Annotated in this window: 20 protein-coding genes; 14 read left to right on the top strand and 6 right to left on the bottom strand. The window is 55.3% G+C overall.

Features of this window, described 5'->3' with window-relative positions; all coding sequences use genetic code 11:
* Nucleotides 1-17: 17 nt before the first annotated feature.
* Genes ACR0NZ_RS17645 through ACR0NZ_RS17660 form a run of 4 tightly spaced genes read right to left on the bottom strand, consistent with a single transcriptional unit; the run spans nt 18 to nt 3,833 of the window.
* Entirely contained in the window at nt 18-1,079 is a 1,062-nt protein-coding gene (locus ACR0NZ_RS17645; RefSeq protein WP_480477765.1) for an ABC transporter substrate-binding protein, read from the bottom strand.
* Nucleotides 1,080-1,096: 17 nt separating this feature from the next.
* The gene (locus ACR0NZ_RS17650) at nt 1,097-2,194 is read right to left on the bottom strand and encodes an ABC transporter ATP-binding protein (RefSeq protein ID WP_480520724.1); all 1,098 of its coding nucleotides are present in this window, start codon (nt 2,192-2,194) and stop codon (nt 1,097-1,099) included.
* Nucleotides 2,191-2,979, bottom strand: a complete 789-nt coding sequence (locus ACR0NZ_RS17655; RefSeq protein ID WP_209599079.1) for an ABC transporter permease — start codon at nt 2,977-2,979, stop codon at nt 2,191-2,193. Before ACR0NZ_RS17655 ends, ACR0NZ_RS17650 begins: the two co-directional genes overlap by 4 nt.
* Nucleotides 2,976-3,833, bottom strand: coding sequence for an ABC transporter permease (locus tag ACR0NZ_RS17660; protein ID WP_480520727.1), 858 nt, complete (start codon nt 3,831-3,833; stop codon nt 2,976-2,978). The genes ACR0NZ_RS17655 and ACR0NZ_RS17660 overlap by 4 nt, the downstream gene beginning before the upstream one ends.
* 139 nt (nt 3,834-3,972) lie before the next feature.
* On the opposite strand from ACR0NZ_RS17660, the gene ACR0NZ_RS17665 reads away from it, so the two are divergent.
* From ACR0NZ_RS17665 to ACR0NZ_RS17725, 13 genes are all read left to right on the top strand, one after another.
* On the top strand, nt 3,973-4,602 hold the full coding sequence (locus ACR0NZ_RS17665) for a TetR family transcriptional regulator C-terminal domain-containing protein (protein ID WP_480520802.1): 630 nt from the start codon (nt 3,973-3,975) through the stop codon (nt 4,600-4,602).
* Nucleotides 4,603-5,005: 403 nt separating this feature from the next.
* The gene (locus ACR0NZ_RS17670) at nt 5,006-5,398 is read left to right on the top strand and encodes a COG4315 family predicted lipoprotein (protein ID WP_480520729.1); all 393 of its coding nucleotides are present in this window, start codon (nt 5,006-5,008) and stop codon (nt 5,396-5,398) included.
* A 6-nt stretch (nt 5,399-5,404) separates the two neighbouring features.
* On the top strand, nt 5,405-5,950 hold the full coding sequence (locus tag ACR0NZ_RS17675) for an RNA polymerase sigma factor (RefSeq protein ID WP_480520731.1): 546 nt from the start codon (nt 5,405-5,407) through the stop codon (nt 5,948-5,950).
* Nucleotides 5,947-6,693 carry an anti-sigma factor family protein gene (locus ACR0NZ_RS17680; protein ID WP_480520733.1) on the top strand — a complete coding sequence of 249 codons (747 nt, stop codon included), beginning with the start codon at nt 5,947-5,949 and terminating at the stop codon, nt 6,691-6,693. The genes ACR0NZ_RS17675 and ACR0NZ_RS17680 overlap by 4 nt, the downstream gene beginning before the upstream one ends.
* Before the next feature lie 196 nt (nt 6,694-6,889).
* Nucleotides 6,890-8,050 (top strand): Gfo/Idh/MocA family protein, encoded by a 1,161-nt coding sequence (locus tag ACR0NZ_RS17685; protein ID WP_480520735.1) that lies wholly within the window; start codon nt 6,890-6,892, stop codon nt 8,048-8,050.
* A gap of 395 nt (nt 8,051-8,445) precedes the next feature.
* Nucleotides 8,446-9,060 carry a TetR/AcrR family transcriptional regulator gene (locus tag ACR0NZ_RS17690; protein WP_480520737.1) on the top strand — a complete coding sequence of 205 codons (615 nt, stop codon included), beginning with the start codon at nt 8,446-8,448 and terminating at the stop codon, nt 9,058-9,060.
* On the top strand, nt 9,057-10,211 hold the full coding sequence (locus ACR0NZ_RS17695; protein ID WP_480520739.1) for an efflux RND transporter periplasmic adaptor subunit: 1,155 nt from the start codon (nt 9,057-9,059) through the stop codon (nt 10,209-10,211). The genes ACR0NZ_RS17690 and ACR0NZ_RS17695 overlap by 4 nt, the downstream gene beginning before the upstream one ends.
* Nucleotides 10,208-11,344: an ABC transporter permease gene (locus ACR0NZ_RS17700; protein WP_480520741.1), complete on the top strand. Its 1,137-nt coding sequence runs from the start codon at nt 10,208-10,210 to the stop codon at nt 11,342-11,344. Before ACR0NZ_RS17695 ends, ACR0NZ_RS17700 begins: the two co-directional genes overlap by 4 nt.
* 4 nt (nt 11,345-11,348) lie before the next feature.
* Nucleotides 11,349-12,062 carry an ABC transporter ATP-binding protein gene (locus tag ACR0NZ_RS17705; protein ID WP_480520743.1) on the top strand — a complete coding sequence of 238 codons (714 nt, stop codon included), beginning with the start codon at nt 11,349-11,351 and terminating at the stop codon, nt 12,060-12,062.
* Nucleotides 12,059-12,460 carry a hypothetical protein gene (locus ACR0NZ_RS17710; protein ID WP_480520745.1) on the top strand — a complete coding sequence of 134 codons (402 nt, stop codon included), beginning with the start codon at nt 12,059-12,061 and terminating at the stop codon, nt 12,458-12,460. Before ACR0NZ_RS17705 ends, ACR0NZ_RS17710 begins: the two co-directional genes overlap by 4 nt.
* Nucleotides 12,461-12,620: 160 nt before the next feature.
* The gene (locus ACR0NZ_RS17715) at nt 12,621-12,842 is read left to right on the top strand and encodes a hypothetical protein (protein ID WP_480520747.1); all 222 of its coding nucleotides are present in this window, start codon (nt 12,621-12,623) and stop codon (nt 12,840-12,842) included.
* A 770-nt stretch (nt 12,843-13,612) separates the two neighbouring features.
* Nucleotides 13,613-15,670: a DEAD/DEAH box helicase gene (locus ACR0NZ_RS17720; protein ID WP_480520749.1), complete on the top strand. Its 2,058-nt coding sequence runs from the start codon at nt 13,613-13,615 to the stop codon at nt 15,668-15,670.
* Between the two features lie 170 nt (nt 15,671-15,840).
* A complete protein-coding gene (locus tag ACR0NZ_RS17725) occupies nt 15,841-16,155 on the top strand; it encodes an FCD domain-containing protein (RefSeq protein ID WP_480520751.1) in 315 nt (104 codons plus the stop codon).
* Between the two features lie 243 nt (nt 16,156-16,398).
* On the opposite strand, the gene ACR0NZ_RS17730 is transcribed toward ACR0NZ_RS17725, so the two are convergent.
* Both ACR0NZ_RS17730 and ACR0NZ_RS17735 read right to left on the bottom strand, forming a co-directional pair.
* Nucleotides 16,399-17,124: an SDR family NAD(P)-dependent oxidoreductase gene (locus ACR0NZ_RS17730; RefSeq protein ID WP_480520753.1), complete on the bottom strand. Its 726-nt coding sequence runs from the start codon at nt 17,122-17,124 to the stop codon at nt 16,399-16,401.
* Nucleotides 17,121-17,891, bottom strand: a complete 771-nt coding sequence (locus tag ACR0NZ_RS17735) for a DUF1365 domain-containing protein (protein WP_480520755.1) — start codon at nt 17,889-17,891, stop codon at nt 17,121-17,123. The genes ACR0NZ_RS17730 and ACR0NZ_RS17735 overlap by 4 nt, the downstream gene beginning before the upstream one ends.
* A gap of 127 nt (nt 17,892-18,018) precedes the next feature.
* Between ACR0NZ_RS17735 and ACR0NZ_RS17740 the strand changes: the two genes are divergently transcribed.
* A complete protein-coding gene (locus ACR0NZ_RS17740) occupies nt 18,019-19,362 on the top strand; it encodes an NAD(P)/FAD-dependent oxidoreductase (RefSeq protein WP_480520757.1) in 1,344 nt (447 codons plus the stop codon).
* The last annotated feature ends 8 nt before the right edge of the window (nt 19,363-19,370 follow it).

Raw genomic sequence — 19,370 nt, forward strand, 5'->3', positions numbered from 1 at the left:
CCGGATGATGGGTTGTGTTAGAAGCCGGCTTTGATCCGCTCGAATTCGGCCAGCATCTTCGCCTCAAGCTCGGGGTTCACAGCATCAAAGAACAAGCTGCCTTCGAAGAAGCTTTTGGGATCGGAAAAACCATAGGCTTCGATATTGGCCTGATCGGCGATTTCAAACGCTTTTGCGTTGGAATGCGGGTAGCCCCAGTTGTCGATGATGTACTGACCACTGGCAGGGTCCGTAAGCGCGTTCAAAAGGTCATAGACCTGATCGACCGGTGTCGTGGACGATTTCAGATGCACATAGCCACACGCCCAGGTCGCGATGCCCTTGTCCACGTTGCGCATCATGGCCGCGGGCACTTCGTTCCAGATCAGGTTCAGTTCGGACTGGTTCCAGGCCCAACCCATTTCGATCTCGCCACTGGTCATGGCCTGGTCAAACTGACCCGCATCGGACCAGTAAAAACGCATGTTTGGATGGATCGAGCGCAGGAAATCCGATGCTTCCTTGAATTGCTCATCGCTCAGGTTGGTGTAGTCATCCGCGTTTCCGGTGGCCAGCGCAGCCAGGGCATAAGCAGACGATGCGGCATCAGGGATGGCGATTTTGCCCGCAAAGGCCGGGTCCGCCATCAGTTGCAGCGAGATGTCATCCCCCGAGATCTTGTCGGTGCGATAGATCAGGCCCGTGTTCCCCCATTCAAATGGCAGCATGTAAAGCTGGCCGTCCAGAACGATGGCGTCGACCTCTTTGATCTCGGGCAGCACATCCGTCCAATTGGTCAGCTTGCTTTCGTCCAAAGGCTGAATCAGATCAGCTGCGACCCATTTTCTGACAGCGTCGGAACAAGGATGTGCCAGATCAGCGGTAAAACCAGAACTCAGCTTGGTAAAGGCTTCTTCCTGGCTTCCGAAATAGGAATAGCTTGGCGCTTCATCCCCGTATTTTTCCATGTAGCTGGCAAAGAACCCGGGATCTTCATATCCCGACCAGTCAAAAACCGTCAGATCAGCGCCACCTGCACTGGCACTGCCTGTCGTTAACGCCGTCGCACATGCGAAGGCCGCAATTCCCTGAAGTTTCATTCTATCCTCCCTCTGTTTTATTCCGAATTCGTACCAAGATCGATCACACTGGCCGCCTGAAGCCCCAGCCAAACGGTGTCGCCACGTTTGAAATCGACCGTGTGAAAATAGTTTGGAACCGAGACCGAGATTGGTTTCTCGGCTCCTGCCACCTGAATGTGGTAGTGAATATTCTCACCGTAGAAGGCGACGTTGCTGACAGTACCCGGAACCGTTGATGGGTAGTCATCAGGCCGGTCCGCAGCAATCTCCAGCTGTTCCGGCCGAATACCGATATTCATGTTTCTGGCGCTGATCGCCACATTGGGATTTCTCTCGATTTCCATCCGCCCGAAGGCAGCCGCATCGATTGACAACGTGTCACCGGTTTCGCCAAGCAACCGGGCCGGCAATATGTTCATCTCACCGATGAAGCGGGCCACTTGCTGATCACAGGGACGGGCATAAAGCGTTGTTGGCGTGTCCACCTGCTTGAGTTGCCCGTTGAACATCACGCCGATACGGTCGGACATGGTCATCGCTTCGTACTGATCATGCGTGACCATCACAAAGGTAATGCCAAGCGACTGTTGCAGATTGCGCATTTCAAACTGCATCTGTTCGCGCAGCTTCTTGTCAAGCGCTGACAAGGGTTCATCCAAAAGCAACACCTTGGGTCGCATGATCAGCGCGCGGGCAAGCGCCACCCTTTGACGCTGCCCGCCCGATAACTCGCTTGCACCGCGATCCTGAAGACCACCCAGTTCGACCATTTCCAAGGCTTCGGCGACGCGCTGATCGATCTCGGCCTTAGGCGCTTTGCCCCGCAACCCGTAGGCTACGTTATTCCCGACATTGAGGTGCGGAAAGATTGCGTAGCTTTGGAAAACCATGTTCGTCGGGCGTTTGTTGGCGGGCACTCCTTCCATATCCTGACCGTCAATCAGCACCTTCCCTCTGGTGGGTTCCTGAAAGCCCGCGATCATGCGTAAAACCGTGGTCTTGCCACATCCCGAAGGACCGAGGAGCGAAAAGAACTCGCCCTCTCTGAGGTCAAGGTTTATGCCGCTCGCGGCCACAAATGTGCCGTAGCGCTTTTCGACATCCCTGAGCTCTATGATGTTTCTGTTTGTCATCGGACCTCAGATGCGGATGAACGGCGGCGGAAGTATTCAGCCAGAACCAGAAGCAGAACCGAGGTTAGCAACAGGATCGACCCCAGTGCCAAAACATTTGGAAGCTTGGCGGGGAAACGGATCTGGCTCCAGATATAAACCGGCAGGGTTGGCTGGTTACCGGACAGGAAAAAGGCGAGGACGAATTCATCGAAACTGACGGTGAATGTGACCAAAACACTGGCTACGATACCGGGGGCAACGACCGGCAGCGTCACGCGACGGAATGTTTCGAACACGCCGACGCCCAGATCGTAAGATGCTTCCTCCAGTGATGCGTCGAAGTCATCAAAGGCGGATTTCAAGATCGAGACAGAGAACGGCAGCGCGAGAAACGTATGGCCCAGAATGACGGTCAGCAATGACGGCTTGAGACCGAGGAACAGAAACAGGACCAGCATTGAAGAGGCGACGATTATGCCCGGGATCACCAAAGGCAGCATCACCAGACCTTCTGCCGCGCGTTGACCCCGAAAACGGTACCGAACAAAGGCACGGGCGGCGAACAATCCCATGGCGGTCGATAGAAGGGCAACAACAGTGCCGACGGCAAGCGAATTCCAAAGCGCCTGGATCAACGTGTCCTGCTCGCCTAGCTTCCGATACCAGTCCAGTGTCCAGCCCTTGATCGGGAACGCAACGATTGTGCCGCTGTTGAACGAGAACAAGGGAAGGAACAGAACCGGCAGGTACAGAAACAGCAGATACAGGAACGCATAGGCTGTCAGGGTTGTAGGACGTCTCATCTGATCCGCCTCCCCAGCCGCGTTGCGGACATGACAAACACGATAGCCACAAAACCCACCGACAGCATTGCGATCAGCGATAGCGTAGCCCCAAGGGGCCAGTTGTTGGCGGCCCCGAACTGCACCTGAATAAGATTGGCGATCATCTTCCCATCTGAACCACCAACCAGAGCCGGGGTCACATAATCACCAACTGTAGGGATGAAGATGATCAGGCAAGCGGCAATGATACCTGGGATCGTCAGCGGCAGCGTCACCCGCATAAAACGTTGAATGGGACTGTTCCCAAGATCTGTTGCAGCCTCAAGTAGACTGGGATCGATTTTCTGCAATGAGACATAGATCGGTAGGATCGCAAATGGCGCCCAGGCATGAGCGAGCGTCAGCACAACTGCGAATTCGTTGTAAAGCAGGAAGTCGAGAGGCTCGCTGATCAGACCCAGCGCCAGAAGCGCAGAGTTCATAACGCCGTTGAAACCCAAAATGAGTTTCCAGGCAAATACGCGCAGCAAATAGCTGGACCAAAATGGAATGGTGATGAGCAGAAGCCAGATGGTCTTTTTCTGGGCCTTCATCGCGATAAAATACGCGATGGGATAGGCCAGTGCGACGGTGACTACGGTTACCGCTCCGGCAATCCAGATCGACCGAAGCATCAGGTGCCGGACCAGCGGATCCGCAAACGCATCGCTGTAATTCTTCAGCGTCGGTGTCTTGTCGAGCGTCACATAGGTTTGGGTCCAGAATGAATAGGCAATCAGGATCAACAATGGCGCCGCGACCAGAAACCCCACGTAAGCCGTGGCTGGCGCGCTGAGGGTATATCCCCGGGACGCTTCGCTGCGAAAGATCACCCAACCTCCCTTCCCGAAATTCACGAGTTACTAATGGACGATCGTCCATTAAATGTTGCGCCAGAAAGGCCTTTCGTGTCAATATTCCTTTGATCTACCTCTATAAGGCATTCACAAACGGTTGGTAACATTGAACAAAGTGCAAAGCACCAAGGAACAAAAACGCGGTTCAAAGCGGGATCCGGAAGCCAATAAACAGCTACTGATCGACGCGACTCTGGACACAATTGCCGATATTGGAGTTACCGATACCTCGGTCAGCCGAATCTGCGAGCGCTCCGGCCTGTCGCGCGGAATGATCCATTTGCATTTCGGGGGTAAGGACAATTTGCTGACCGCAGCCGCCCGGCATTTCAGCACCGAGTATTATGCCGAGATGGACAGAAGGATGGATCTGGGCGCGAGCGCAACGCCCGAAGACCGTGTTATGGCAGTGATTGAGGCCGACCTGTCAGAAGCACTGCTCAATCCGCGCAGTACGAAAATCTGGCATGCGTTTCGGGGTATCGCAAGCTCTCATCCAGGTATCGCCCGTTACAGCAGCACTCAGGATGACAAACTTGTCGAAACCTTGCGGTCCGCGTTCAAAGAGATAGCCCCTAAAAACGGACGTGACCCGAACCTAGTAGATGACGCAACCAGCGGAACGCTCGCCTTGCTGGAGGGGATGTGGGTGAATTACCTAACCGATATGCAGGGATTTTCACGCCGCCGCTCTGTCAACCTTGTTCGAAGGTTTTTATGCGGGCTTTTCCCCGGAAAATTCTAGGTTTAAGCCTTGGCGGTGTTCCAATTCAAGTTGGATAACTCGGAGACAGAAGTTTCTGAGAGAAAATTGTTCCTGGCGCATACAATCAGCTCGTCTGTGCTTTCGTTTTGAAACAACTGCGACTGCCGTGCCATTACTTACATACCCAAACTTGGGACACTGTCAGGTGACGAAGCCCCCTGCCCCACGGGCCTAAGGCACTTGTCCACTTGTCGACAGATACAGGTTATTCGTACCCAAACCGGACATGGTTGACCTTTCCTGTAGGCTCGGATTTTGGCTTAGCCACCACAACAATGCCTACACGCCACCAAAAAAAGTTTCACTTTGGGGAATTTTTTCCAGGCGCCTTCGTAGTTGTATTGTCTGCCATCCCGCAGACCTGAAAAAGTCGGAGAATCCAATGTCCCTAAAATCCCTCACTTTTGCCGGTGTCGCGCTGGTTGCGGCTGCAACCGGTTCATTTGCGGATGGTCACACCGGTGCGCCAGCCGTAACTGGCAAGCTCAACGGAGAAACCTTCCTGATGGATGCGCACAAGATGACGCTCTATACCTTTGACAAGGACGAGACAGGCGTTTCGAATTGCTATGATGACTGTGCCGCCAAATGGCCGCCGCTGATGGGTGATGCCAACATGGAACTGAAAAAAGGCTACAGCCTGATTGAACGCAAGGATGGCAGCGTTCAGGTCGCCTACAAAGGAAAGCCGCTTTATCTATGGTTCAAAGACGAAAACCCTGGGGACATGACAGGGGACGGTGTAAAAGGTGTTTGGCATATCGCACGCCCCTGAACCTTGGTGCCGGGGGAAAGTTTCCTCCCCCGGCTTACGTACATGCTTCAGTCATTTGAAAACCAGCTTGAAAACTGCCTCCCCGATCTTTGGCGTTATGCCTGGTCGCTGACCCGTGATCGGGATGCGGCGGATGATCTGGTGCAGGATTGTGTTGAACGCGCCCTTCGCAAACGATTGCTATGGCTTCCGGGACGGCCGTTGAAACCATGGCTCACTAAAATATTGTTGAACCTCTATCGGGATAGGTGGCGTCGAGAGACCAAATTCAACACTGTCGATCTCGACAACATTTCGACGCTGGCAGCTACAACAAGCACGGCCGAAGAACGGTTGGAACTCAAGGCTGTCTGGAAGGCGCTGAATTCTGTTCCTCAAGATCAGCGAGAAGCCCTTCTTTCTGTTGTGATTGGTGGGTTAAGCTATGACGAAGCGGCCACAACTTTGTCCATTCCAAAGGGTACGCTGATGTCGCGGATCTCGCGCGCGCGTACTAAAATAAAATCTGAAATGGACGCTTCGACCGCCGTGAAGATCAGGAGCGTGAAATGACGCACACCCCATCCATCGAAGACCTGGTTCAGCGTAGCATAGACGGTGAGTTGTCACCGGAAGAGAGCGAACGCCTTGACCGTCACCTTGCCCGTCACCCGGACGATGCAGTGCGCGTTCGTGCAATGCAGCGTCAATCTGATCTGATAAACAAGGCGGTCCCTGTACCTTCTGCGGCACATCTTCGAAGTCTGCGGAAACAGGCCACGCCACCCTCGCCAGTCTCTTTGAGGCTGGTTGCTTCGGTCGCGGTTTTTACAGTCGGATTCGGCTTGGGATCTTATTTGCAACCTTGGAACAGTGGAACAACCGACGATCTGGCATTGTTTTCGCAACACGCAAAGGCGGCGCATTCTCTATTCGCCGTTGAAGTTCTTCACCCTGTGGAAGTCGCCGCTGCGGAAAAAGACCACTTGCAAACCTGGCTCTCCAATCGTCTGGGCTCTGCCATTATCGCGCCGCAACTTGGGGAAACCGGGTTTTCCCTGATTGGAGGACGCCTTTTGCCCGCAGGAGACCAAGCCTCAGCTTTATTTATGTACGAGAATGCAGAGGGTGATCGGTTAAGTTTGATGGCCACGCATGGCGACACAACTCAAACTCAATCATTTCGGTTTCGACAAGAGGACGGGTATCTTGTCGTCTTCTGGCAGGACGGACCCTGGCAGTATACGTTGGTCGGAGACCAGCAGCGCGACCCGATGGAACACATCGCCCGCTTGGCGCATGGTCAAATGATCTAGAGACTGCTATGAGCGGCTTCATTCGCGCAGAAGCTTTGCGAAACCCGCAAGTTTCCAGCAAAAAGCAGTCCGAAGTTACCGGTGTCTGTTGCGGTGAACCGCACCAAGTGGCAAGAACTTTTTTGTTGGTTGAGAATATCTTAACTCCGCGTATGCCGGTCAGTGAACGGTGTTCGGTATTCAAAAGGAGAGCTACATGGCAAACCTATTAGGGGTTCGTGCGGCAGTCATTGGAACGGGTTTTATCGGAACAATTCACGTGCAGACCTTGCGCCGCTTGGGTGTGCAGATAGCTGGCGTTCTTGGCTCATCTCCGGAAAGAGGCGCAGCCGGCGCCGCAGAACTTTGTGTGGCACAGGCATACTCGTCCTTGGAAGAGTTGCTGGCCGATAATAGCGTGGATGTGGTTCACGTAACTTCCCCAAACCAGGCGCATTATCCGCAGGTCATGGCCATCCTCAGAGCCGGAAAGCACGTGATCTGCGAGAAACCACTGGCAATGACCAGCCAGCAGTCGGCTGAAATGGTCAAAATGTCAGCAGCGTCCGGTAAGATTTGCGCGGTGTGCCACAATATCCGGTTTTATCCTCTGAACCAGCACGCACATGGAATGGTCACCCAAGGGGATTTGGGCGATATCCGCCTTGTCACAGGCCACTACCATCAGGATTGGCTTGCGAAACAAACGGACTGGAATTGGCGATTGCAGGCCGAGTCAGGAGGAGTTCTGCGTTCGGTTGGCGATATTGGCACGCACTGGGTCGATTTGACGGGCTTTATTACAGGATTAAAGGCAAAATCCGTTTTCGCGGATTTGACGACATTTCTACCGGAGCGGCAGCGTCCGATGGGGCCAGTTGGAACATTCTCAAACGCAGGTGGCGCAACCGAGACCGTGGCGATTGATACAGACGACAGCGCAGCAATCCTGATACGGTATGAGGGCGGCGCCAAGGGGGTCATGACGACGTCGCAGATCAATTTCGGACGCAAGAACTCCCTAGTCTGGGACATAGCCGGAAGCAAATCCAGTTCGTCATGGGACAGCGAAAAGCCGGATCATCTGTTCATAGGTCATCGCGACGCCGCCAATCAGGTATTGATGCGTGATTTTACCCTGATGAATGCAGCCGGGACCCATGCTGCGTCTTTGCCTCCGGGCCATGTCGAAGGCTTCGCGGACAGTTTTTTTAACTTTTTTAACAGCGTTTATCTGGACATTTGCGCAGGCACGCGCGGGCAAGGCAGCACGTGGGCAACATTTGAAGACGGTCACTATGAAATGCGTTTCTGCGAGGCCGTTCTCAAATCCGCCCGAGAAAGCCGCTGGGTCGATTTGGTCGAGATTTCAGATTGATGCCGCCAAACGCGGCGTCCTGTGTTCTGTTAAAACACTGACTGCTGCCGGGATCTGTCGCAAACTTCACCCCCACCTGTTGTCCGTCGTCAGGGATTTTGGTACAGATGGCTATCTGATCTAAGAGAGGGTCCGGCGCATCTGACTGGTTTGATTATGCGGCCTATTTGCGACGATCCCAAGCGGCTTGATGTCGTGTTTTTCACGAAGTTTGTCTTTAGGTGCCCCGCGGTTATTAGGTGCTTTCCGCTATTTTCCTGTCGATCATTTCGCTCCCAATAGGTGCCAAGCCATTCTTTCCGCCCCCGATGCCGAAATCAAATGCAGGTGCGCTTGACGGCAAGTGTATCTCGTCTTAGATAGTTAGTTATTACTCACTAACAAAATGATATCCAATGCCTGCACGCAAGCCCGCAGATGAACGCAAGACCGAGATCGTACAGGCAATGCTGCGTCTCGCGGACGAGTTGGGCCCGGATCGCCTGACCACGCAGTCGGTTGCTGATACAGTCGGGCTGACGCAGCCCGCAATCTTCCGGCATTTCGCGACCAAACAGGATTTATGGTTGGCGGTGGCAGCAGAGATTTCTGAACGCCTCCGAACCGCATGGGGTGACGCGCTTAGGACATCCGCCGATCCGGCAGATCGGGTCAAAGCGCTGATCTTGGCACAATTGCACCAGATCGAGACTATGCCGGCCATCCCGTCCATTCTGTTCTCGCGCGAGCTACAGGTAGAAAACGACGATCTCCGGCAATCTGTTCTTACGCTGATGACTGAATTGGTCGGATTGCTGTCCATCGAGCTGACCAACGGGCAGAAAGCGGGCCTGTTCGACACAGACCTGCCGCCTGAAGACGGAGCGCTACTGTTGGTCTCGCTAGTGCAAGGGTTGGCGATCCGCTGGACTTTGGGGAAACGCGGTTTCGCATTGGAATCCGAAGGAAGCCGATTGCTCGATGCTCAGATGCGGCTATTCCGAATAGCAAGTACAGAGGTTTCGCCATGAACCGCCGTATCATCCTGGGTGTCAGCCTTGTTGTCGTCCTCGCAGTCTTTGGCAGGTTTGTCCTTACAGAGCGCCCGATCAGTGTTTCCGCGGCCGCAATTGAACAGAATGTCCCTGTACGTGTTTATGGGCTGGGTACGGTCGAGGCCAGGATCGTCTCAGATGTTGGATTTGAAGTTGGTGCCACGCTGACAGAACTTTCGGTCGACAGTGGTGATACGATCAAAGCGGAGCAGGTCCTTGCCCGGCTTCATCCGACGGAACAACAAGCAAAAGTCGCGCGCGCCAAAGCGGGGGTTGCCGCCGCAGAGGCCACCTTGGGCAAGGCTGAGGCAAATGTGATCCGCGCGCGTGCCATTCTTGCGCAGCGGCAGTCGACAAATGCGCGCCAGCAGGAACTTGCCGGGCGCAACGCCGTCTCGACTCAGGCTGCGGAAGAAGCGCAGCGGGATGTCGATGTTGCAGCCGCTGATCTGGCCGTCGCAGAAAGTGATGTTGAGGTTGCCCAATCCATGCACAATGACGCCAAGGCAGTTCTGCAATACGAGCGTGTACTGCTTGATCATCATGTGTTGCGGGCACCGTTTGACGCGGTCGTTGTTGAGCGTCATGTCGAAGCAGGTACTGTTGTTGTCGCTGGTGAACCTATCTTTACTCTTGTGGACCCGAACACTGTCTGGGCATTGGCCTACATTGATGAGGAGCGGGCCGGGGGCCTGCAACTCGGACAAGTTGCCGAAGTGAGGTTGCGGTCTTTGCCGCACAAGGTCTTCACCGGCAAGATCGCGCGGATCGGTATAGAAAGCGACCGGGTGAACGAAGAACGCCGGGTCTGGATTGCATGCAATCGGTGCCCGGAACAGGTTTTTTTCGGCGAACAGGCCGAAGTTTGGATCACAGTGACAGAGCTGGTCGAAGCGATGTTGGTTCCAGAGATCGCAATAACCGGTTTTGACGGGCATGAAGGTCGTATCTGGGTCGCGCAGGATGGGCGTGCGCATCAGGTGTCGGCAGTTTTCGGGCACCGGACCGAGGATGCGCGGGTCGAGCTGGTTAGTGGTATTCCCAATGGCTCGCAGGTCATCTTGGCACCCGTTAAAGGGCTGTCTGAAGGGCGCATGGTTCGGGTCGTCGAGAGGAATGCGCCATGAACCTCGCCTACCGCGATGTGCGTCACAATCTGTTCCGCTTCGTTCTGACTTGCCTCGGCCTCAGCCTCCTGATGGCGGTCGTGCTGGCAATGATTGGTATTTACAATGGACTGGTTGCAGACGCGCTGAATATTGTCAAAGCACCGCGAGCAGATCTTTGGATTGTTGAAACTGGTACACGCGGGCCGTTTGCAGAAGCCTCAAAAATTCCTGACGGAACCCGTGATGCCGTGGGGCGATTGCATGGTGTGGCCGAAGCGGGCAGCATCACATACCAGACCGTCGAGGCGCCCTTTCGCGGCGAAACGCTACGCCTGTACGTGATCGGATACGAGCCAGGTCACCCCGGTGGACCCGAAGCAATCACGGTAGGGCGTGGGATCAGCCAGTCCCATTTCGAAATCGTGGCAGACGCCAAATCCGGACTGTCCGTCGGTGATGTGATCCGACTGGGCCGCGATCCTTTCACTGTGGTCGGGTTGGTCGAGGATACGATGAATTCCGCCGGTGATCCGGCTGCGTTCATCACTTTACGCGATGCGCAGGTGCTACAGACGCAACTGGCCCCGTCGGCGCAACGCATTCAGCAGGCACGAGGCGCGGGGTTGCTCGAAAGTCAGGACAGCGTTGCGGCTGTGATCGCGCGGCTTGAACCGCTTGCAGACCCGCAAGAAGTGGCGCAGTCGGTGCGCCAATGGAAACATCTTGGGGCCCTGACACAAGCCGATCAGGAGTCTATCTTGCTAATGTCTGTGGTGGATCGAGCAAAGCGGCAGATAGGTTTGTTTCTGGGCATTCTATTGTCCGTTTCAGCCGTTGTAATCGCGCTAATTATCTACACGATGACCATGGAAAAGCTGAAGCAGATCGCCACACTCAAACTGATCGGCGCCCCCGACCGCACGATCATCGGGCTGATCGTGCAGCAATCCATTGCACTTGGTGCGGTTGGCTGGAGTTTCGGCCTGATCCTTATCCTGCTAGTCAAGGACTACTTCCCCCGCCGGGTTGTGTTGGAGCCGATCAACGCCGTCGCTTTGGCAGGGATCATACTCGTTGTCTGCATCGTCGCCAGCGGCCTTGGCGTTCGTGCCGCACTCAAGGTCGATCCGGCCACGGCAATCGGAGGGTGACGTCATGCTCAATGATCCGCGCCGCGTGATTGTAGATGTTACCAATGTCTCCAAGCACTTTGGCGAAGGTGATGCTCGCGTCGACGCATTGAAGGGTGTTGATCTGTCAGTCCAGGCAGGCGAAGTCGTGGCACTACTCGGCCCGTCTGGATCGGGTAAAACGACGCTTCTGAATGTCATTGGCTGCATCATTGCTCCGAGTACGGGGAAGGTTACGCTGGACAATGAGGTGGTTTACGACAAGCAATGGCTGCGAAACGATCTGCGCAAGCTACGGCTCGACAAGATCGGGTTTATCTTTCAGTTCCATAATCTTCTGCCATTTCTCGATGCCAAAGATAACGTTGCCCTGGTGCTGAAATTGGCTGGAAAATCGACGGTCGAAGCGCAAAGGCGCGCTATCGAACTGCTGGACTATCTGGAGGTCGGTCACCGCAGGGATGCGATGCCCGCGCTTCTGTCCGGAGGTGAGGCGCAGCGTGTGGCCATCGCACGCGCCCTTGCCAACAGCCCGCGCATCATTCTGGCAGATGAACCAACTGCGGCGCTTGACAGCCAGCGGGCCGGGATCGTGATGGACTTGATGCGCAAGCTCGCGGCTGAGCAAGACGCCTGCATCATTGCTGTGACGCATGATGAAAAGATTTATGACCGGTTCGACAAGCTGTTCCACCTGCGCGACGGCCTACTTGATGGAACGGAAGGGGGCGTGACATGAGAAATGCGACCCTTGGCAACCGCGCCCTGAAAGTAGCGGCAAGCGTAGCATTAGTCTTCGGCGCGTTGACCGTATTCTCAGGCGGGTGGGCCTTGTTTGGTGGCGAGGAAGCACGCACCGCCGTTGGCGATGCGGTGCCCTTCGTGCTGTGGTTCAACTTTCTGGCGGGGTTCGCCTATGTCGTGGCCGGTATTGGGCTGTTTCTTCGGCACCGGTCAGCGGCCTGGATATCAACAGGCATTCTGGTAGCCACCGTTCTGGTTTTCCTGGCCTTCGGCGTTCATGTGTTGCAAGGCAACGCCTACGAGATGCGCACGGTTGGTGCGATGACCCTTCGCGCGGGTGTCTGGTTAGCCATTTCTGTTGTGGCTTGGATACATATCTTGCGAACGGATTGACCCTGGCAGACCCTGATTTCCCGGCCGTAGAATATTTGGTGAAATCCAACGTCGCTTCACATATGGGACAGGGCCTGGACAATGAATACATGACCGCTCTGTTCGGCTCTCGGTCATTGAGATGGTGTACCGCGTTCCTGATCACCGTCCTCTCAGAGTAATGGCCCAACTGAAGCGCTCAACCAAGCTCTTCATGGAAGAAATACCTGCGGCAGTCATCGCGCCACTGATCGAGATCTGCAAAACCAACGGGATCGCGGTCGCCAAAATAATCGCGAAGCGGCTTTTTTTATACCACGAGGTCTGGCTATCGGCTATTTGCCGAGATTGCGGGATAGGTGTGCCCGGTAAGTCGCTGCTTCTGGCCGCTCAAAAAGTTTGACACATCCGTGATGTCGACATGTCCGCACATCAATCTTGATGAAGGTGCAGATCAAAGATCAACTCATTGGTTCCCTGCTGAACTCTCAGATCATCTTGATAGAAAACATCAAACTGAAATTCAATGATCCCGCGTTTTCCCGATGTCGTAATGCGTTTTGAGACGACGATCAGATCAGCCCGGATCGTGTCACCTGCGAAGACGGGTTTCTCGAACCGCCAGTTCCACCCGAGCGACGCCAGGCCATCGGGTTTTGCTTGAGACTGAAACTTGAGCCCATCAACCACTGGCAGCACAAGTGGGGCTGATCACTTGAACCAAGCAGTCTAAGTCATGGCAACCGATTTAAAGGGTCCAGAACCTAGATTGGCCCGTGGAAACACAAGCCACTGAAAAAACAGGTGGCAAAGCACAGGCTATTTCCCGCAAAGCAAAGATAATCAGGCCTACTACCCGTCTGTCGCCCGGGCAAAAAAGGTGCGTGAAATCGTGTTAAGTACCTATTCTCGCCTCGCGTCATCGCTCAACCACTATCATTCGGCGGTCAACAAGGCCGCGGCACTAATGGTGTCGACCCAAATCTGTGATAGGTGGCGGCACGGGTGTCAATCGCTTAACGACGGTAACAGGTCCAAGCCGGAATCTGCATGATCGTCAATCCAGACACAAAAGCTTGCGACATATCCTTGACGCATTCGGGCGCGCGTTACGGGCTATACATCTGAACCAAAAACCACTATCGCCAGATCTTTCCCGGCAATTGGTGACCTATGAATGATTTCTCTGCCCTCCCGAAAACCCTGTCCGCAGCTCTGTCCCAAAAAGGCTATAGCAACTTGACGCCTGTACAAGAGGCTGTGTCAGATGAAGCGCTGGCAGGAAAAGATCTGCTTGTCTCTGCGCAAACCGGTTCCGGCAAGACCGTGGGCTTCGGGCTGGCGATGGCGGAAGAACTTCTCGACAAGCACGGCCGTTTTGACCGACCAGCAGCGCCTTTGGCCGTGGTCATCGCACCCACGCGCGAACTGGCTCTGCAAGTGCGGAGAGAATTCGACTGGCTGTTTGCCGAAGCCGGGATCGTTACTGCATCGGCTGTCGGTGGTATGGATGCGCGCACAGAGCGCAGGGCGCTTGAACGCGGCGCACATGTCGTAGTCGCCACACCTGGGCGGCTGCGCGATCATATCACACGTGGGGTGATCGACCTGAGCGATCTGCGGACCGTCGTCCTCGACGAAGCCGATGAAATGCTGGACATGGGGTTCGCCGAAGATCTTGAATACATCCTTGATCAAACGCCCGAAAACCGGCGCACCCTGATGTTCTCTGCCACTGTTCCACGAGGCATTGCCAGGCTTGCCCGGACCTACCAGAAAGAGGGTGCGCAGCGGATCAAGGTCGGAAGCGCAGATGTCCAGCATTCGGATATAACCTATAGTGCCTTGAACGTAGCTCCGTCGGATATTGAAAAAGCGATCATCAATTTGCTGTGTTATCACGACGTTCAAACCACGATTGTGTTCGCCAACACCCGGTCTATGGTGGCGCGCCTGACCGCGAAACTTTCCAATCGGGGGTTTTCTGTCGTCTCACTGTCAGGGGAACTCAGTCAGGCAGAGCGCACCAACGCGATGCAAGCCCTGCGTGACGGGCGCGCGCAGGTTTGCGTTGCGACCGACGTGGCCGCCCGCGGCATTGATCTTCCAGGGTTGGAGTTGGTGATCCATGCGGATCTGCCCTCAAATGCGGAAACTTTGTTGCATCGCTCTGGACGGACAGGCCGTGCCGGACGCAAGGGAACATCCATTCTGATCGTGCCGGCTCGGCAGCGTTCAAAGGCACAACGATTGCTGAAAACCGCCAAGCTGGAGGCCGAATGGGGCGCACCACCCTCAGCCGATGAGGTGTTTAAACGGGAAGAGGAACGCATCGTTTCCAATCCCGCCCTGGATGAGCCGCCAAGTGCTGAGGAAACGGCTTTTGCCGAGCGGCTGCTCAGCGGAAGAACTCCCGAGCAGATCGCCGCAGCCTATATGCGCCTCTACCGAGAGCGCCACTCGGCACCAGAGATCCTTGGAACGGCACCAGAGTCTGGAAAACGCGACACTGATCGACGCGCGGCGTTTGGGCCAAGCACCTGGTTCTCACTTTCTTTGGGACGCAAACAGCGTGCGGAGCCGCGTTGGTTGCTGCCAATGCTGTGCCGCAACGCGGGTTTGTCCAAAGACGCTATCGGCGCAATCCGCGTTCAGTATCAAGAGACCTTTGTCGAGATCGCCAATGATGCTGTGCCCGCAATGAAACAAGAACTGGGCGCTGATCTCATCATAGAACAAGGTGCGACGTTGACCGAGCTGGTGGGCACACCAGATTTCGATACCTCGCCCAAAGGACCGCCTGCAGCCCCACAATCATCGGACGAGCCCGCCAAATCCCGAGGGCTTGATTCAGGCAAACCGTCGAAAGCTGTGCCTGGCTCCGAACGTTCTGACCAAGATGTCCGGACTGCATCCGAGCGCCCTAAGAGCAAAGGAAAATCTGCGGCAGGTACGTCGAACAGACAAGCAAGCGAAGACAAGAAAAAACGGGACTCGGCTCCGCAAGCGCGACCGACGCGTGAGCGCGGAAAGGCCAAACCACAGCCCGTCGCAATGGATAAGAAGCGACAAAAGCAAGATAAGAACGCTTCTGACACATCCAAATCTCTGAAAGCACAAAAGGCGCGTTTCAAGACCGACACCAAAGACCAGAAAGCGCCGCGTTCAAAAAGCAAAAACGGCAAGGGCGGAGAAGCAAGGCCTTTCCGCAAGCTTTCAAAGAGAAACTGAGCGCTCGGGCAAGAGACATTCATCACGGACACCGGTACAGTGGCGCATCGTCCTAGGCGGTCCTTAATCCTTCCACCCAATCCGCTTGAGGGCGAAGGACACGGACGGCCAAGAGCAGACATGGATCGCGTTCAAATGCGCATCGATGTTTCTTCGCAAGGCGGACTTTCATGTGTGTTATCAGGCTCTCTGGTGAATTTCATGTCGAGTTAGCTAAATGCCACAACAACGCAGTACTCACTCGCGTCGTCAGGGAACTGGTGACCCGGTCTTCTCTGATCGTGGCGCTGTTCGGAACCAACAAGGACTCATCTTGCCCCGATGATGAGCACGCGTCGATCATCAATGCGATCGCGAGTGGTGACCCGCAATCTGCGGTAGACAGCATCCAACACCACCTTCTTCACGTTAAAAACAGCCTGGATCTGGAGAAAACCCAAAAGGTTGAACCTGATCTGGCTAAGATACTCACCGGACGCATGTAATTGGTTCTGTCACAATCTCCGTCCGAACAGGATCGTTGAACTAAAAGGGCATTCTGGCCGGGCCTTTCTGAAAACGTGCCGCCGAAGGAATCCGAGCGATCCGTGCAATACGGTCGCTTCCCGGCACGCGACCAGCCCGTCACTAAGGACAATAACCTGTTCGTCATGGCAGGGCACCGCCAACAATCTGGGGCTGCTGAAAACTCGGCAGCCCCATCGTTTCGGAACAAGTTGGAAACGGCGTTACTTCCCGCGATAAACCAGCCAGTCCGGCAGAATTGCGAGCGCGCGGATCACCCAGGAAAACGGCGCCGGGAAATCCGTGCGGAAACGGCGCCTTGTCATGGCCTTCAACACACGGGTCGCGGCATCTTCGGGCGTCATCAACATGGGCATACGGAAATTGTTTTTCAGGGTCAGGCGGGTCTTGATGAAACCGGGATTGATCAGACGCACAAATACTCCGCTGTCTCTAAGATCAAAACGCATGGTTTCGGCTAGGCTGATCAATGCAGCCTTGCTGGCGCCATATCCGATCGCGGCGGGAAGACCGCGATACCCCGCCAGCGATCCGATCAGGGTAATGTCGCCCCGATCCTGCGCAACCATCCTTGGCACCACTTCGCCCAGGACACGCATCGCCCCGGTGAAATTGACATCCACCATGGTCAACGCGGTTTCGCTGTCCCACTCTGTTGTGCCCATGGGTTCGTAGGCGCCGACATTATAAATCACACCGTCCACATCACCCGCCGCCTGCGCCGCGCGACGCACGGAGTCGCCATCGGTCACGTCCAGCGCAAGCACGGTTGCACTGGTCAACTCGGCATTCAGGGTATTCAGTCGCTCGCGATTACGCGCCGACAAGATCAGGTGCGCACCTTCTGCGTCCAGTCGCTTCGCCAGGGCTCGCCCCAATCCTTCGCTAGCTCCGATGAGCCAATATGTCTTGTTTAGGAAATCGGTCATTTGCCGACGTCACCTAACGGCTGGCTTTCGCTTATAAGAGCCGCGGGCGCAGGGCGTTTCCGAAGAAACGGCGCGCGTTTCAGATACAGGATCGCCGCCTGCCAATGGATCAGCGCCAAAACCCGCACCGCACCCAAGGGTCGGCGGACGGCGGCCCAAAGGAGCGACCTGTTTGTTGCCGCACGCCGCTCTCCGGATAGCGTAGCCAGAACGCCCTGGTCTTCATTTTCAAAGGAAATGCGAATGTCGATCCGTGTGTCACTGAAGCCGAAATTGAACCGGTAGTGACCTGCAATTCTCTGAAACGGAGACACGTGCATGAGTTTCTCGGCAACCAGAGTGTCACTACGTGCGATCGGGCGAAATCCTTCGTGTGCGCAAAAATAGCAATGTCGCTGGCCGAAGGTGCTATTAACCTCGGCAACAAAGGCCCTCGGGGTGCCATCAACCAGCGCAATCCAAAAGCTGACCGGGTTGAAATGAAACCAAAGGAAGCTTGGCTGGGTCAGAAGCAAAAGTTGTGCGTCCTTGGTTCGAAACCCACGCTCTTGCAGAACCTGCTTGAACCACGCCAACCCGCGCCCGTCACCCCGTGTTCCGCCATGCTGACGATCCCACAGCGACCATAGATTGAACCGGTTTCGCGACAACAGCCAAGGCGCCTTAACACCAAGATCGGTCAACACAAAATCGACACCGTAGCTGAAGGTGTTCTTCAGCTTTCCGCGTCGGGCATGCAGGGTTTGGGCCTGAATATGTTCCAGCATCATGTGTCCTATACGCGGCTGCGCGGCTCATGGATCAGAACGCGTTGAAAACTATTCTCGTGCTTTTCTGATCCAATTTGACCGGCGCCGCGTAACAGCCTCATAACGTTGTAAAGATGAGGACGGCATGTTCGATCAGATTCACGGCCCAAGAAAGAAAATCGCAATTGTCGGCGGTGGTATATCGGGCCTCTCGTCCGCGTATTATCTGGCGCCCTACCATGACGTCACCCTGTTTGAAGCATCCCCGCGTCTAGGCGGGCATGCCCGAACCGTGATGGCGGGCAAGAACGGCGACCAACCGGTCGACACCGGTTTCATCGTGTTCAACTACGTAACCTATCCCTACCTGACGCGGCTGTTCCGTGATCTCGACGTTCCGGTGATCAAGAGCGTGATGAGTTTCGGCGCCAGCATCAATGATGGCTGGCTGGAATACGGTCTGAACAACGTGGGATCGATCACTGCGCAAAAACGTAACCTGCTGCGACCGCAGTTTTACAAGATGATTGCGGACATCATTCGCTTTGGAAAGCGTGCCGAGGCTGCCGCTACGGATGACAACAAGACCATTGGTGAACTGGTCGAGGAGCTGGGCCTCGGCGATTGGTTCCGCAACAACTACCTGATGCCGATGTGCGGAGCGATCTGGTCAACCCCGGTTGAAGATATAGACCAATTCCCGGCGAAATCGCTGGTACAATTCTTCCGCAACCACGCACTTTTAGCCGGCTCTGGCGAACATCAGTGGTGGACGGTGAAAGGTGGCAGCATCGAATATGTCCGCCGGTTGGAATCCGCGCTTCTGGCTCGCGGCTGTGTCATTCGCACCGATGCACCGGTTCGGCATGTCCAGCGCGACACGCATGAAGTGCGCATCTTTGCTGACAAGGGCCTATCGGGTTCTTTTGACGAGATCATCATGGCTTGCCATTCGGACCAGGCCCTCCAGATCTTGGGGCAAGACGCGACACACGCCGAAGCCGCCGCTCTTGGTAACATCCGCTATCAACCCAATACGGCTGTTCTGCATTGTGATGAAAATCAGATGCCCCGGCGGCGCGCCTGCTGGTCGAGCTGGGCGTACCGGTCGCAGGATGGCGACATCGGCCTCACTTATTGGATGAACAGGCTGCAGAATATCCCTGAATCCGATCCCCTGTTCGTCACCCTGAACCCGTCGACCGAGATCCCTCAGGACAAAGTTTATGACGTAGCGAACTTCGCCCACCCGATGTTTGACAAGGCAGCGCTCAAGGCACAGCGCGACATTCGGGAAATGCAGGGACGCAACCGGACATGGTTTGCCGGAGCATGGAACCGGCACGGGTTTCACGAGGACGGTATCGCCAGTGCAATGCGCGTCGTGCGCGCCCTGAATGAACGTCACCTAATCACAGGAATGGAAAATGCGCTTAATCAACAAGGCTCTGAAATCGAATTTTCTATCGACCTGCGAGCGACTGCATGACGGGCAGC

The sequence above is a fragment of the Ruegeria sp. AE3 genome (assembly GCF_056542225.1).

What these genes read in the sequence shown, in the direction of transcription:
- ACR0NZ_RS17730 (WP_480520753.1), bottom strand. Translation starts at nt 17,124, where the DNA reads ATGACCGATTTCCTAAACAAGACATATTGGCTCATCGGAGCTAGCGAA.
- ACR0NZ_RS17685 (WP_480520735.1), top strand. Translation starts at nt 6,890, where the DNA reads ATGGCAAACCTATTAGGGGTTCGTGCGGCAGTCATTGGAACGGGTTTT.
- ACR0NZ_RS17680 (WP_480520733.1), top strand. Translation starts at nt 5,947, where the DNA reads ATGACGCACACCCCATCCATCGAAGACCTGGTTCAGCGTAGCATAGAC.
- ACR0NZ_RS17650 (WP_480520724.1), bottom strand. Translation starts at nt 2,194, where the DNA reads ATGACAAACAGAAACATCATAGAGCTCAGGGATGTCGAAAAGCGCTAC.
- ACR0NZ_RS17700 (WP_480520741.1), top strand. Translation starts at nt 10,208, where the DNA reads ATGAACCTCGCCTACCGCGATGTGCGTCACAATCTGTTCCGCTTCGTT.
- ACR0NZ_RS17725 (WP_480520751.1), top strand. Translation starts at nt 15,841, where the DNA reads ATGTGTGTTATCAGGCTCTCTGGTGAATTTCATGTCGAGTTAGCTAAA.
- ACR0NZ_RS17670 (WP_480520729.1), top strand. Translation starts at nt 5,006, where the DNA reads ATGTCCCTAAAATCCCTCACTTTTGCCGGTGTCGCGCTGGTTGCGGCT.
- ACR0NZ_RS17705 (WP_480520743.1), top strand. Translation starts at nt 11,349, where the DNA reads ATGCTCAATGATCCGCGCCGCGTGATTGTAGATGTTACCAATGTCTCC.
- ACR0NZ_RS17695 (WP_480520739.1), top strand. Translation starts at nt 9,057, where the DNA reads ATGAACCGCCGTATCATCCTGGGTGTCAGCCTTGTTGTCGTCCTCGCA.
- ACR0NZ_RS17655 (WP_209599079.1), bottom strand. Translation starts at nt 2,979, where the DNA reads ATGAGACGTCCTACAACCCTGACAGCCTATGCGTTCCTGTATCTGCTG.
- ACR0NZ_RS17735 (WP_480520755.1), bottom strand. Translation starts at nt 17,891, where the DNA reads ATGCTGGAACATATTCAGGCCCAAACCCTGCATGCCCGACGCGGAAAG.
- ACR0NZ_RS17740 (WP_480520757.1), top strand. Translation starts at nt 18,019, where the DNA reads ATGTTCGATCAGATTCACGGCCCAAGAAAGAAAATCGCAATTGTCGGC.
- ACR0NZ_RS17720 (WP_480520749.1), top strand. Translation starts at nt 13,613, where the DNA reads ATGAATGATTTCTCTGCCCTCCCGAAAACCCTGTCCGCAGCTCTGTCC.
- ACR0NZ_RS17645 (WP_480477765.1), bottom strand. Translation starts at nt 1,079, where the DNA reads ATGAAACTTCAGGGAATTGCGGCCTTCGCATGTGCGACGGCGTTAACG.
- ACR0NZ_RS17715 (WP_480520747.1), top strand. Translation starts at nt 12,621, where the DNA reads ATGGCCCAACTGAAGCGCTCAACCAAGCTCTTCATGGAAGAAATACCT.
- ACR0NZ_RS17710 (WP_480520745.1), top strand. Translation starts at nt 12,059, where the DNA reads ATGAGAAATGCGACCCTTGGCAACCGCGCCCTGAAAGTAGCGGCAAGC.
- ACR0NZ_RS17690 (WP_480520737.1), top strand. Translation starts at nt 8,446, where the DNA reads ATGCCTGCACGCAAGCCCGCAGATGAACGCAAGACCGAGATCGTACAG.